At 54.5% G+C, this 12,609-nt stretch carries 10 protein-coding genes and 1 tRNA gene; 2 read left to right on the plus strand and 9 right to left on the minus strand.

Features of this window, described 5'->3' with window-relative positions:
- The first annotated feature begins 17 nt into the window (after positions 1-17).
- A complete protein-coding gene (locus tag G6R38_RS07400) occupies positions 18-1,574 on the plus strand; it encodes a sulfatase family protein (protein ID WP_166822215.1) in 1,557 nt (518 codons plus the stop codon).
- 442 nt (positions 1,575-2,016) lie between these two features.
- Here G6R38_RS07400 and G6R38_RS07405 read toward each other — a convergent pair whose 3' ends face one another.
- Positions 2,017-2,244: a hypothetical protein gene (locus G6R38_RS07405; protein ID WP_166822218.1), complete on the minus strand. Its 228-nt coding sequence runs from the start codon at positions 2,242-2,244 to the stop codon at positions 2,017-2,019.
- Positions 2,245-2,459: 215 nt separating this feature from the next.
- On the opposite strand from G6R38_RS07405, the gene G6R38_RS07410 reads away from it, so the two are divergent.
- Complete coding sequence (locus G6R38_RS07410; protein WP_166822221.1) at positions 2,460-2,738, plus strand: hypothetical protein; 279 nt, start codon at positions 2,460-2,462, stop codon at positions 2,736-2,738.
- 51 nt (positions 2,739-2,789) lie between these two features.
- Here G6R38_RS07410 and G6R38_RS07415 read toward each other — a convergent pair whose 3' ends face one another.
- From G6R38_RS07415 to G6R38_RS07450, 8 genes are all read right to left on the minus strand, one after another.
- Entirely contained in the window at positions 2,790-3,023 is a 234-nt protein-coding gene (locus G6R38_RS07415) for a hypothetical protein (RefSeq protein ID WP_166822224.1), read from the minus strand.
- A gap of 406 nt (positions 3,024-3,429) precedes the next feature.
- Positions 3,430-3,503 (minus strand) — tRNA-Pro (locus G6R38_RS07420).
- A gap of 422 nt (positions 3,504-3,925) precedes the next feature.
- On the minus strand, positions 3,926-5,524 hold the full coding sequence (locus G6R38_RS07425) for a sulfatase family protein (RefSeq protein WP_166822227.1): 1,599 nt from the start codon (positions 5,522-5,524) through the stop codon (positions 3,926-3,928).
- A gap of 46 nt (positions 5,525-5,570) precedes the next feature.
- Complete coding sequence (locus G6R38_RS07430; RefSeq protein WP_166822230.1) at positions 5,571-6,881, minus strand: Gfo/Idh/MocA family oxidoreductase; 1,311 nt, start codon at positions 6,879-6,881, stop codon at positions 5,571-5,573.
- A 143-nt stretch (positions 6,882-7,024) separates the two neighbouring features.
- Positions 7,025-7,816, minus strand: coding sequence for a M90 family metallopeptidase (locus tag G6R38_RS07435; RefSeq protein WP_166822233.1), 792 nt, complete (start codon positions 7,814-7,816; stop codon positions 7,025-7,027).
- 104 nt (positions 7,817-7,920) lie between these two features.
- Positions 7,921-9,903, minus strand: a complete 1,983-nt coding sequence (locus tag G6R38_RS07440; RefSeq protein WP_166822236.1) for a HEAT repeat domain-containing protein — start codon at positions 9,901-9,903, stop codon at positions 7,921-7,923.
- 198 nt (positions 9,904-10,101) lie between these two features.
- Positions 10,102-11,364 (minus strand): FG-GAP repeat domain-containing protein, encoded by a 1,263-nt coding sequence (locus G6R38_RS07445; protein WP_166822239.1) that lies wholly within the window; start codon positions 11,362-11,364, stop codon positions 10,102-10,104.
- A gap of 20 nt (positions 11,365-11,384) precedes the next feature.
- A complete protein-coding gene (locus tag G6R38_RS07450) occupies positions 11,385-12,485 on the minus strand; it encodes an NHL domain-containing protein (RefSeq protein WP_166822242.1) in 1,101 nt (366 codons plus the stop codon).
- Positions 12,486-12,609: the final 124 nt, after the last annotated feature.

The raw sequence follows: 12,609 nt of genomic DNA on the forward strand, positions 1-12,609 counted from the left end.
GCACTGAAGGTCACGCAATGAATCGTACTTTCGGGACCAAATCGACTCTCAATAGCGGGTGTCGACTCATTGCCATTGTGATCACTACACTCATTTCATGGAGTGCCAATTCAGTTGCGAACGATGCTCGACCGAATTTCGTGATCATTTTCACGGACGACCAGGGCTATCAAGATGTTGGTTGTTTCGGTTCGCCTGATATCCGGACACCGCGTTTGGATGAGATGGCCAAGCAAGGCATGAGATTCACGAGTTTCTACGCCCAGCCGATCTGTGGGCCATCTCGTGCGGCGTTGATGACTGGCTGCTATCCAATGCGTGTTGCCGAGCGGGGGAATATCAAGCAGATACACCCGATTCTTCACGAGGACGAAGTAACAATTGCGGAAGTTCTAAAGTCGAAAGGCTATCAAACCGCCTGCTTCGGCAAGTGGGATCTTGCGAAGCACTCACAGACTGACTTCCACATTGACCTCTTTCCCACTCGGCAAGGCTTCGACTATTTCTTTGGAACACCAACAAGCAATGACCGAATTGCCAATCTCTATCGAAACGAAGAGTTGATTGAGAAGTCGACACCGTTGGCGACGCTGACTCAGCGTTATACCGATGAGGCAATCGCATTCATGACTAGGAACCAGAAGCAGCCTTTCTTCGTTTACCTTCCCCATACAATGCCACATACGAAGTTGGCAGCGTCTGCAAAGTTCAAAGGGAAAAGTCCCCGTGGAATCTATGGTGATGTCATTGAGGAAATCGACTTCAATGTGGGGCGACTTCTTGATGCGATCGACGACCTCGGACTAGCAGATAACACATATGTTCTTTTTACGAGCGACAACGGGCCGTGGCTAATCAAGAATCGGAAACACGCCGATGGACATCTGAAAGGCGATCATGGGGGATCGGCAGGACCGTTGCGAAGCGGGAAAGTTTCGACATTCGAAGGTGGTGTGCGTGTGCCTGCCATTCTATGGGGACCCGGACGTGTTCCTAAGGGATTAACGTGTCATCAATTGGCAAGCACATTAGACATCCTGCCAACATTTGCGAATCTCGCCGGGGCGGAGATACCAACCGACCGCGTGATCGATGGCGAAGACATCACACATCTCTTTCACGGTAAGTTCGAACAAGCCAACCGTGAGAAAACATTCTTCTACTATCTTCGCGTCCATCTTCAAGCTGTTCGCCAAGGGAAATGGAAGCTGCATCTGCCGCGAGAAAAGGAACCGGTCGGGGCGGCGCCCTTTAGTCGTAATACACATATCGCACCGGCGGATCGAATCGGCTTCGACAAGCCGTTCCTAGTGGACCTCGAAAACGATATTGGTGAAACAACGAATGTCGCCGCCGAACATCCCCAGGTGGTTCAACAATTGCTAGGACTAGCGGAAGAAATGCGATCTGATCTTGGTGACTACGACCGTGTCGGCAAGAACATGCGATTCTTTGACCCTTTGACTACCAAACCAAAGACACCACCTCTACCACCTGATCGCAAACGTCGGCCCCGCAAGCCGTCACCAACCAAATCGCAACACTCACTCCTCGATCCATATCCCCCAAAGTAAGCGTTGGGGCAAGATGACATCGGCGATGTATGTGAAGATCGTGCCCATGCTCTGTACGACGCTGATCTTGCCAGATAACGATTGCGATAACCGGGCCGCCGCGGTTGATCTTCCATTTGAAATCGCGCTTTCGGCGGCTCCGCGTTCATCGCTTTGTGTACGCCCGGCATGGGCGTGATTCTATGGGGTGCAAGTCCCTTGTACGAGATTGGGAGTCTTGAGGAGCTCAGTATACCCAATGATCGCTCCGATCGACAAAGTACGAGGTGAGGGCAACTGCGGAAGGGCGACCGACCGTGGGGAGGAAGCCTGCGAATGCGTGCGTAAGGACCGGTCTGATTTCGCCGCCGATCCCATTCTCATCAAAGCTGCGAGGCCACGAACAGAAACGTCATACAAGGCCGGTGCGGTTACGCGTGAAAGACGTTGGCTTTGACCGACATTAGCTCTTCATTCGCGAAGCCAAGGGGGCAAAGTTCGCGTCGTCCCGCTCCCAGATCGCTGCGTCAATGACACATGAGCCGATGTGCAGAATGCGGCTGCAGGCGAGCGTTGCCATTCGATAGAACAGGACGCTGCGGTCGGGACCGCCGACCGCCACGATTTCCGCAGCGAATAGCTCGAATTTTCCCTGTGTCGGGCGTTCGCCGACAAGGCCTGTTCTCTCCATCGGCAAGTCGCGACGCACTTCAAAATTCGCCGTCCCTCCGCCGCCACGGATGTGGCAATGAGCACAGTTCAAGGCTAGGTAGGACCGCGTTTGGGCAGGCAGATCAGCACTGGTGTCCGACGGATCGGTCAGCGGATGCGGCTGGACCTTTGCGGCTGGACCTTGAGCTTCGCAAGTAGAGAGTCGGGGCCATCGAACAGCCCCATCTCGACGAAATGCGTCAATTGATTTTGACCGGAGCCGACCGGTCGATCAAGCTGCTCGACACGGAAGCCTTGAATCGAACCGCTGCAGGTCGTGTGGCAGACAAGGCATTCCGCCCGACTCGCGAACCGCCACGTCTGCTGTTGACGGCCCCTGGGTATCGACTCATCGACACGATAATCGTTTTTTTCCGTTCCACCAGTCGATACGAGTTTGGCATCGGTGCCGTCGTAGCCAACGATGGACAACTCCCCCACGAGAGTTTCACCGAAGGTGATGATTGCAAGTGAAGAGTCTGCTATTTCCTGTCGCTCAGTCACCTGACCGTTTTGGTGACAAAATCACCAAAGTTTGCCGGTGACATAGTCACTGTAGATGTATGCGTCGCGGAGCTGCGGCAGGCGGTCGCTGCGGTAAACGGCCCCGCTGGTGATCGAATGCGATTCGACATGCGAATGGGCGACCGCCGGACGCAGAATTGGCGTCGGTCCGCGGGGGCTTTCCGGACGCACCGCCTGCGGACGTTCCGTGACGCTTCGACCATAGTCGCCACCGCGTGCGATGCGGTCAATCATCTCCCACAGTTCCCAGCCGACATCACCCACCCGACTCGAACCCGGCTACGGTGACCAAGCACGTCCCCGCAAAAATACTCGATCCAGAGGATCTTGAACTGGGGGGAAACTAAAAACGCTGGTCGCAAAGACCAGGCATCTAATCGGCCGCGTCCGGGCAGACAATCGAATAGCTTGCTGCCGGAGAGAGTATCAGCTCTGGGGATCGAAATCCGGGGAATTCGTAGCTTGTCACCGACAGAAAAGAGTGACATTGCGACATGTCAGGCAAGAGGATGTACGCAACGGGCAAATCGCCATCTACGGATCGAATTTCGCCAAAAAGGTATCACCGAGTCCGTAAAACAAAAAAAGCCGCTTTCGCGGCCTCGTCGTAAACTATTATCTTGCATTGGTTTGCGTTAAGTCGGGACGACAGGATTTGAACCTGCGACCTCTTGACCCCCAGTCAAGCGCGCTACCAGGCTGCGCCACGTCCCGTTTGGTTGATGTGTTGTGCTTTTCGCACGGGTTACACATCAAGTTACTCTTTTAGTGGGTCGGTTCGCTGAAATCAATACTGATCGCGAAATGGGTTCCTGGGAAATGTGAAGGAACCAGGGAACGGTTGGATTGGGGCGATTAAATCGGTGCGATCGGTGACGTAGGGGACTGGGAATGTGGGTGGGGGGATACAAAATCCCTTTTTCAACGGTTTGCAAATGTAATCGATCAGGATTCGGTCACGCGTGCCGATGTCAGTCAGGCATTGCCAATGTCGAAAAGTTGTTGTCGGCAAGGGGGACGATTGCTGCGTTAGTGAAGATCTCGTTGCGAACTGGTGGTGCCACGACCGTGCGATTTAGGGAGACCACCTGAATCGCACGGTCTTCGATTTCACGGATCCATAACGCTGGTGTTCTTTACGGATTCTTCGATTTTGAGGTCGGTGCTTCTTTTTCAAAATCGGACGCGTTGACCCATCCTGCGTTGAGTTTCTCGCCATCTCGGAAGCGTTGGTGAAAGTTACGTCCGCCGGGACTGGCGTAGAGGTAGCGATCGAAGATTTCCCCGTTGCCAAGCACGCGAGGATCGTTTTGCTCTTTCAATCGTCGGAGAAGTTCGTCGGTCAGCTCATTCTTCACGGATTGAAACGAAGGAACATTGGAGAGATTCTTGACGCAATCCGGGTCCGTGTAGACATCGTACAGTTCCTCCGTGGGGCGGTGCCCGAAGCACATTTTCCACCAGAGGTCGTCGTTGTGTTTTCGCCGCGCGTCGAGGACTTCTGTTTTTGTGGGGCCACCGTCGCAGTTGAGGTATCCGGTTTCGGGATTGCCTGCTGGCCAACGGTCGGCTTCGAAATTCCTGATGTAGAGTTTTTCGTCGCGGATGATGCCGCGAATCGGATAGCCCCAATCGTTTGGTCGACCGATATCGTGTCGTTCTTTGCCGATGAGGACATGATCGCGGTTGGGATTGATTTTCCCGGACTGATCGGATTGAAAAACGTCGCTGAGGCTGTGTCCCGTCAGCTTCGCCATTTGACTGTCTTCCCAAGAGATGCCGGCGACTTCCAAGAAGGTTGGGGCGAGGTCGATGAAGCTTATGTAATCGTCGACCTTTCGGCCTTTGCCTTTGATTCCCTTCGGCCAACACATTGCCAGCGGGATGCGATTGGAGTCGTCATATGCCTGACCTTTGACCCTTGGAAAGGGCATGCCGTGGTCGGATGTCACGACGACTAGCGTGTTCTCAAGTTGGTTTTGTTCTTCGAGGAGGTTGAGGATTCTCACCAAGTGTGCGTCGAAATGCTCCACCTCGACGGCGTAATCGAGCATGTCGTTCCGAACGGTTTCGTTATCTGGCCAATAGGCGGGAACGTGTTCGATGTCATCAATGGATTTCCCGTGTCGTTGGCCGCTTCCGTACTCGTATCCACGATGGGGTTCGGTGGCACCGTACCAAAAAATCCATGGTTTTTCGGATGGTGTTTGTGCCAGGAAATCCGCAAAGTTGCCCGCGTAATCATTGTTGGAAATTGATCGGGCGGGCGGTTTCGCCTTGCGTTTGCTGAACTTCGGACCGGTCATCAGACGGTGTCTGCCGTTGGCATCTTTGGCGATGCCTGGCCCCCACCCTTTGCCGGTGGACCCAGTGGAATAACCGTTTTCAGCCAGGGATTCCATGAATCCTTTGAACTTGGCCGGGAAATCACACCAGTGGTTAGCTGCCTCTTCCAACTGCCAGGAATTGCGACCCGTCAAGATGCAAGCTCTTGAGGGGGCACACTTGGCGTTGGGCGTATAGGCGTGTGTGAAAAGAATGCCGCGATGGGCCACGCGATCGAAACCGGGAGTTTTCACCCAGTTGCAACCGTACGCACTGGCATGTCCGTAGGACCAATCGTCGGCAATTGCGAACAAAATATTCGGCGGCGAACTCGCTGCGACATGACTGCCGAGCGTTGCCAGGAAGATGGAAACAACCAGCCAACACCCGGTGTGTCTTGTGTATCGCATTATTGAGCGCTTCAGCAAAAAGTGCAGAACGGTTCGCAATCAAAAGTTAGACGGTCGGTTCCCAACCGTTAGCGTATTCGCGAGCCCAGAGGCTAGCGGCTTCTTTGTCCCCTTGAATGTGCCCGTTCTCTGGAGAGCAATTGAGGGCCCGTCCGGTGCGGTGGGCGATATTCCCCAAGTGACATAGCAGCGTACTTTTGTGAGCCGATTCGATCCCTTGATTCAAGATCGATGGATCGTCCTGGCGGATCGCGGAGACGAAGTTGGCGATGTGCTCGTTGTCTCCACGGTTGCCACCCACTTTTTTCAACTCTTTTCCACGCTTGTCGTATTGAACGAAGCCACCATCGGTGAGTTCAATTGTGCCGTCTTGTCCGTGGAAGGTCACGCCGAATCCAGATCGATTGACGCCCATGCGGTTACAGGACAAGCCTTCCCACATGGCTTGTTTGCCACCGGGGAACTCAAAGTTGACAATGTGGGTGTCTGGTGTTTGTTGATCGTCATCGAACGCATACCGTCCGCCAGACGACGTGACCCGCGTGGGATATTCGACACCGAGTCCCCAACGACAGAGGTCCAGTGCGTGAACTCCGTTATTACCGAGTTCGCCGTTGCCCCAGTCCCAACGCCAGTGCCAGTTGTAGTGCACGAGATTGTCAATGTATTGCACGCGCGGGGCAGGTCCTTGCCACAGTTCGAAGTCCAATTGGGCTGGTACTTCCGCGGGTTGGCCGACACCGATTGATCCCCGAATGTTGGCGTACCAACCGCGAGAATAGTAGACGTCGCCGATGGCTCCCGAATGAATCGCTTTCATCGCTTCCGTGATGCCGATTCCACTACGACGTTGCGTTCCCATTTGGACGGCTCGCTTGTGTTTGCGAGCAGCTTCGATCATCAATTCCCCTTCACGAGGATTATGGCTGCATGGCTTTTCAACGTAAACATGCTTGCCAGCTTGACATCCGAGAATGGTTGCGGGGGCGTGCCAGTGGTTCGGCGCGGCACAAACCAGGGCGTCAACTTCGGGATCGTCGAGAATCTTGCGGAAATCGCCGATGGATTCCGGCTCTTGGCCGTCCATTTTGCTGATCAAGTCCATGCAGCTTGCGCGACGGGTTTCGTCGACATCGCACAGGTATTTCACGGTGACATTCGGTTGTCGCGCGAAGGTCGTTGCCAGAGAGCGACCACGAGATAGCCCCATTACACCCACGACGACTCGTTCGCTGTCGGAATCTTTCTCGGCGGCGGATACGAAGGCTCCCGGAAGGACGATCGCGGCTCCCCCCAAAGCGGTGCTTTTGAGGAAATCACGACGCTCGACGGAAGCGGAGGTTGGTGTATCGTTCATCAATCGACTTTCGAATTGGTCGAGTACGGTAACTCGATAGGTAAACAAAGCGAGCGTCTACGGCTCACTAATCAGCGACCGTTTATCTTATTAGAATCCAGTCTGTTGAAAAGAGCAACCATCCTCCGGGCGACTGTGAGATTTCAATAAATTTTCTCGGATGAAACCGGTATACGTTCACTCGGGTCCTGTTTATAGAACTCTCGAAGACACGCGTACCATTCGGGGTGGTGTCGCATGAACGCATGAGGACACTCGAAAAACGTCTCCGTGGAAACCGCAAAGAACTCGCCGCGATTCGTCGCCGCATACGGGTCCAGAAACGTCCCGAAACCGTGTTCGACAGCACGAACTAGACGGTCGTACTCCGTTTGCAAAATCGTTTCCCAATTGCGATATGCAGAGGCGGAAGTCAGCGGGGGCGTGCCGTCGATGAAGCCGTCGAGCATATCGAGCACGTGAGCAATTTCATGATAGACCACGTTTTGTCCGTCGCCGGGTTCACGACTGCCATGCAAGACGAGTGGCCAAACATATCGGACCGGGCCGCCCATCAATGCCTCGCCGTGGACGACACTCAGCTGCTCGGTGACGACACCATGGTGTCGCGATTCTCGGGGAAGAGCTTGACTGTGCGGATGAACGAGAATCGTTCGCAACCGATCGAGGTAATCGGTCCGAAAACCAAGCACGACCACTCCAATTTGAGCGGCAATCGTCACTTGGATTTCCGTCGAGATAGTCAGCCCGTCGAGTCCTTCCCAGTATTTTTCCGGGATGAAGACCTGCATCCAACGGTTGAGCCAATCTCGATCCGTTTTGGAAAGCCATTGAAGTGACGGAACATTCGTGTGAAGAATGTCCGACCACTCCGCTGGTATGTCCTCGGAGAGGCGACGGCTCCGACGACGTTGTTTAATCCAAGAGAAAAACACGAACCGACTGCAATCGTTCGGGATGAAAATGTGTCAATGTGGTCATGCGACCCACCGATTCATTCTATGCAATCGCGTCACGATCACCAACTCCGACGACAGCCTTACAAAGTCTTCAACGAAGAACCGGTAATGGTTTCCAAAGCGGTTTTGGCCGCTTGCGAAACGGTTGTGAATCGGTTGAGTTGCCACTGACGAACGATTTGCGGATCGACGCGGTGTAACAAGTCGTCCCGCCAACCGCTGAGGTTGGAACGATCGTTGGCTGTGGCGATCAGATGCGAAATTGCCGCCTCGCCAGATGGTCCGCGTTCTTCCAAAGCACAGCATGCCATCAGGCGAACCAATGCGTCCTTGTCGTTCAAACTCGTAATCAGCTGGCCGATGATCAAATCGGTCTCAAGCTTTGACGTCGCGAGCAACCCGCACGTATGCGCCCGAACCTCACTTCGCGGATCCGACAGGCCATGTTCATACAGATCGAGTAATTGCGATTGAGACAGGTCCAACTCAGACAGCATTTGCAACGCCTGGGTGCGGACGTGTGCGGATCGTGACGACTCAAGAACGTCGAACAGAACATGACTGGTCTGCGAGTCTTTCGGAGCCAACGCCGTGAGTGTCCGGATCATTTCCAGCTGCAATGAAGACGATTTTTGATTGGCTTTCCAACAGTTCAGAATATCCGGAATCATCATGGACGCAGGCTGCCCATGCTCCCGGACGGCGACGAAAATCTCGGTCTGGTTGTGTTCGGTTTCACTCGGATCGGACAATCGGGCTTGGAAGGTGGTTCGAACTTCCGGCGTGAAACGTTGAAGACGCCCCAACCCCCGAATGGCCCAGTAACGGACTTCTGTATTCGAGTCTGACGCCGTATCGATCAGCAACGAAGTTGCCTGGAAGTGTTCCGATCCCGACAAGCCTGCCAACGTTGCCACGGTGGAAGGACGGGCAGGATGTTGGCTGTCTTCGAGACGTTCCTCCAGTGTTTTTTGCAGTGAACGTTGCGACTCAACCCCGGTCTGTGAGGCAACAACCCCCGCATGAAATGCGACTTGGGTTTTGCTGTCCTCAGACAAGTCCCCAAGAACAGGAAGCAATTCGGATTCGTCGGCAACTGTACTCGCGAGGGCCGACAAAGCCGCCGTGCGAATGGACGGTTGGCGGTGCTTCGTCCAGCGAGCAATCTCATCCGAATACTGTTCCGCTGCACCGCCGCACTGCGAAATGGATCGCAGAAGCTGAATGACGAGTCGAGCGTCACACGAAAACCGTTCCAAGGCAGACATCATTTTCGATGCAGCCAACTCGGGATTCGGACAACGACTCCAGTTGTTGCGGATAATATCTCGCACGATTTCGCTGGAAGGATCGTCGAGAGCCAAGATCAAATCGTTTTGGCTGAGGAAGCGGTGCTTCAAGAGAGAGCCATAGGCCATAATCCGCACGTTCTCGTCTTCGTCAGCGATTTGCTGCTGAAAGAGTTTGCGAACGTTGTCGTTTTCGGCTACCTGGCTCTGCAAGATATCGAGGACAGCGAATCGAACGTCGTCATTCTCGTGATGCGCCATCGCCATGATTTCTGCGACTGGCATCGGAACGCTTTGCACCAAAATATCGACGGAAGTCTGTCGAACGGTTGCATACTCATCGGTAAGCAAGTTCAAGGCGTGCGTCGTAACTTGGGGCGTCGCACCTTCAATCCTTGCCAGTGCAAACAATGCATTACCACGCACTTTCGCGGACGCGTCTGCCACGCAGGTAACGAGCTCCGGCACAGCGGGCGATGCGACTTTGCCCATCCGCGACAATGCATAAGCGGCAAATGCGCGTGTGCGGAGATCGTCGTTCTTGAGGGCTTCGCGGAGTCGTGGCACTCCTTGACTTCCACGTTCAACCCACTGTTCGGCTGCTCGAACTCGGTCGGTCAACGTGGCATTGACGTCGAACATGACCTCGAGTTTTTCGGCTTCCGTCTCCAAGAAACAGATCGACCAAACAGCAAAACCAATACTGAGCGCGCCAAACCATGCCCAAAAATTGGGCCAAGGTAGACGAATTACGCAATGCTCCGAACGCGACATGGGAAGCGACCTCCTACGGGAGGAATAATGGGGTAGGACCTGGTGAGGTATGTGTGGAGGCAAAGTGGTGGGATTCGGCATTAGCCGACAATTGCCGTTACACAGCCTACATCGTCATAGAACACCATGTCTACCCGAAAGATTCGAAACATTATGAAAAACGTATGAATCTGATCGGCCCCATGTCGTTTGCGCGGTTTACTTTTCGGCTTTTTCAGTGCTCCCAGTTTGAATCAGCAAATGAACACCTTTTTTGTTGGACAGTACGATATCCGGACGCTGATCGTTGTTGACATCGGCGATGGTAAACTGCGTTCCAACACCGGTTCCTCGACCAGCTTCGATCTCGTGCCGAACGAATTTTGGCGCCTCACCGTCCGATTTTTGAATCTCGTACCAGTACATACCCACAGGATCTTTGCCGCCTGGATCTTTGCCGTTATGAGCGTAGAACCGTTTGCCGGTGACAAGCTCCTTCTTGCCGTCACCATTCAAGTCGACGTAGGCATCGGCATGTGTTTGTGAGTAGCTTTTGTCGATGAGATGGTACAGAAACTCAGATGCCACCTTGTTTTCGGATTCTTGCGGTGTCACGTTTTCCACCCACCAAACGCCGAAGGCATGGGCGGAACTCATCAGCAGGTCTGCATCGCCGTCGCCATCCAGATCGTCGGCGAAGATGTTGGCGACACGCTGCACGACCGGTTTACCTTCGGCTTTTTCTCGGCACGTCATCGGATGGAAGGTCCAGGACTCGACAGCGTCCTTGTCGGCAGGTTGTTCCCACCAACCGTGAGCGATGATCACATCCAAGCGACCGTCGCCGTTCATGTCGCCGGTGCCCAAGCCATGATAATAACGGTGAGTGCCGTTTTCACCCGGGGTCCCTTTGGTCGAAACCGCGTGGAAGTCCCATTTTCGGTCGGCAAATTTCTGCTGGGGAACCGGCAAGTACCCCATTTGGGACTCGGGTTGCGACCCCATAATTAATTCTGGCTGATCGTCTCCGACGAGGTTCGTGAACAACGGAGTTTCGTTGCAGGCACTCGTCCAGATCATGTGTTCCTTCCAATGTCCCAGCTTGTTCTGCGGGTTTTCGTACCAATGGCATGGTGCTCCCGGAAAACCGACGTGGATCAAGTCATCCCAACCGTCGCTGTTCACGTCGTGAGCCCACATCGCGAAACTACCGCTGTAGCCGACACCCGCGACAAACTCACCGGGCTTGCGGATTTCGTGAATCTTCCAATCGGGAGCTTCGTACCAGAGATCTCCCACGAGAACATCCATCTGTCCGTCATGATTGACATCCGCCGCCGCGACACCTTCCGACCGAAACGCCTTGTCCAGCACGACTTTCCGCCAATTGGAATCAATGCGTTCTTCCAGTTCGGCGGCTCCGAGACCGGCACACAGACCGAGAAGGACTCCGACCGTCTCGATCGATAACTTGATGTTCATAATTTTTCTCCAGCGTGGGGCTATTTCGAGTTGGCATTGGGACGAAACACGCGAACTTTGTTGTTCGAGCTATCGCCAATGTAGACCTGACCGGCGCGATCGACATACACGCCGTGCGGACGTTTCGTCCGACACTTCCGTGGATCGCCATCTGGACCGTCGCCCGGATTGCCATTCCCAACAAGGGTTTCGATCGTGCCGCTCGCCATTCGAATCACGCGGATCGTATGGCTCTCGGTGTCGGCCAAGTACAAATCTCCCTCTGGTCCAACAGCGATGCCCTTGGGGCCGGAGAGTTTGGCAACTTTCGCGGGGCCACCGTCACCGGTGTATCCGCTTTTGCCAGTTCCCGCCAAATGCTTCAGCGTGGCAGTTTCGGGATCAATCGCAAACACCGCGTTGCCCTCACGGAGTGCCAGATAAAGAATGCCGTCCGGCCCGATATCCAACGCCCGCGGACCACTCAATGGTGTCCCTGCGAGCGGAGCCCCGTCGGGAGTATTTCCCTTCTTGCCTGTGCCGGCGTAAGTCATGATATGACCGGTCTTGAGATCGACGCGGCGAATGCGATGATTGCCAATATCACAAATGTAGAGATGGCCTTTCTTGTCCAACACAATCGAGTGCGGACGGTGCAATTCCGCCTCGGTGGCCTTCCCACCATCGCCGGAGAATCCTTTCCGACCGGAGCCCGCCACCGTCGAAATGATGCCCGTCTCCGCGTCCACGCGGCGAACGATGTGATTCTGCATTTCCACGAAGAACATATTGCCGTCGGCATCGAAGCGAACTTCGTAAGGCTCGTTGAGTGTTGCTTTGGTGGCCGGTCCGCCATCGCCGGAATACCCTTTGCGACCCGTGCCAGCCACGATCGTCAAGCGTTTCGTTTTCGGATCCCACCGGCGTACGACATGCCCGGTTGTCTCACAGATGTAAAGCGCCTCATCCGGTCCAATCACCACACCAAACGGACCGCCCACGCCGACATCGGTGGCCGTTTCCGTCGTTGACTGTTCAAAATCGTCGCCGTTCCCCGCAATCGTTACGACTTCGCTCGCATGGGCGGAAGAAACAAGGACTGCCAGAACCGTCAGCAATAAGCCGACAATACGAACCCTCATTCGTGGGTACTCCTATTGGAAATATTGGAAAATCCGGTGATTGGAAAGCGTCATCGCGTGCGAATCCACCATACGGTTCCCGGTTTATCCTGTCCACCAAACCGAGGAGCGTTGCGGCGGGGCT

The sequence above is a fragment of the Thalassoroseus pseudoceratinae genome (genome assembly GCF_011634775.1).
Lineage (GTDB): Bacteria > Planctomycetota > Planctomycetia > Planctomycetales > Planctomycetaceae > Thalassoroseus > Thalassoroseus pseudoceratinae.

Bases quoted from the DNA above. Each gene is read 5' to 3' on its own strand.
- G6R38_RS07400 (WP_166822215.1), top strand. From the start codon at position 18: ATGAATCGTACTTTCGGGACCAAATCGACTCTCAATAGCGGGTGTCGA.
- G6R38_RS07405 (WP_166822218.1), bottom strand. From the start codon at position 2,244: ATGGAGAGAACAGGCCTTGTCGGCGAACGCCCGACACAGGGAAAATTC.
- G6R38_RS07410 (WP_166822221.1), top strand. From the start codon at position 2,460: ATGCGTCAATTGATTTTGACCGGAGCCGACCGGTCGATCAAGCTGCTC.
- G6R38_RS07415 (WP_166822224.1), bottom strand. From the start codon at position 3,023: ATGATTGACCGCATCGCACGCGGTGGCGACTATGGTCGAAGCGTCACG.
- G6R38_RS07425 (WP_166822227.1), bottom strand. From the start codon at position 5,524: ATGCGATACACAAGACACACCGGGTGTTGGCTGGTTGTTTCCATCTTC.
- G6R38_RS07430 (WP_166822230.1), bottom strand. From the start codon at position 6,881: ATGAACGATACACCAACCTCCGCTTCCGTCGAGCGTCGTGATTTCCTC.
- G6R38_RS07440 (WP_166822236.1), bottom strand. From the start codon at position 9,903: ATGTCGCGTTCGGAGCATTGCGTAATTCGTCTACCTTGGCCCAATTTT.
- G6R38_RS07445 (WP_166822239.1), bottom strand. From the start codon at position 11,364: ATGAACATCAAGTTATCGATCGAGACGGTCGGAGTCCTTCTCGGTCTG.
- G6R38_RS07450 (WP_166822242.1), bottom strand. From the start codon at position 12,485: ATGAGGGTTCGTATTGTCGGCTTATTGCTGACGGTTCTGGCAGTCCTT.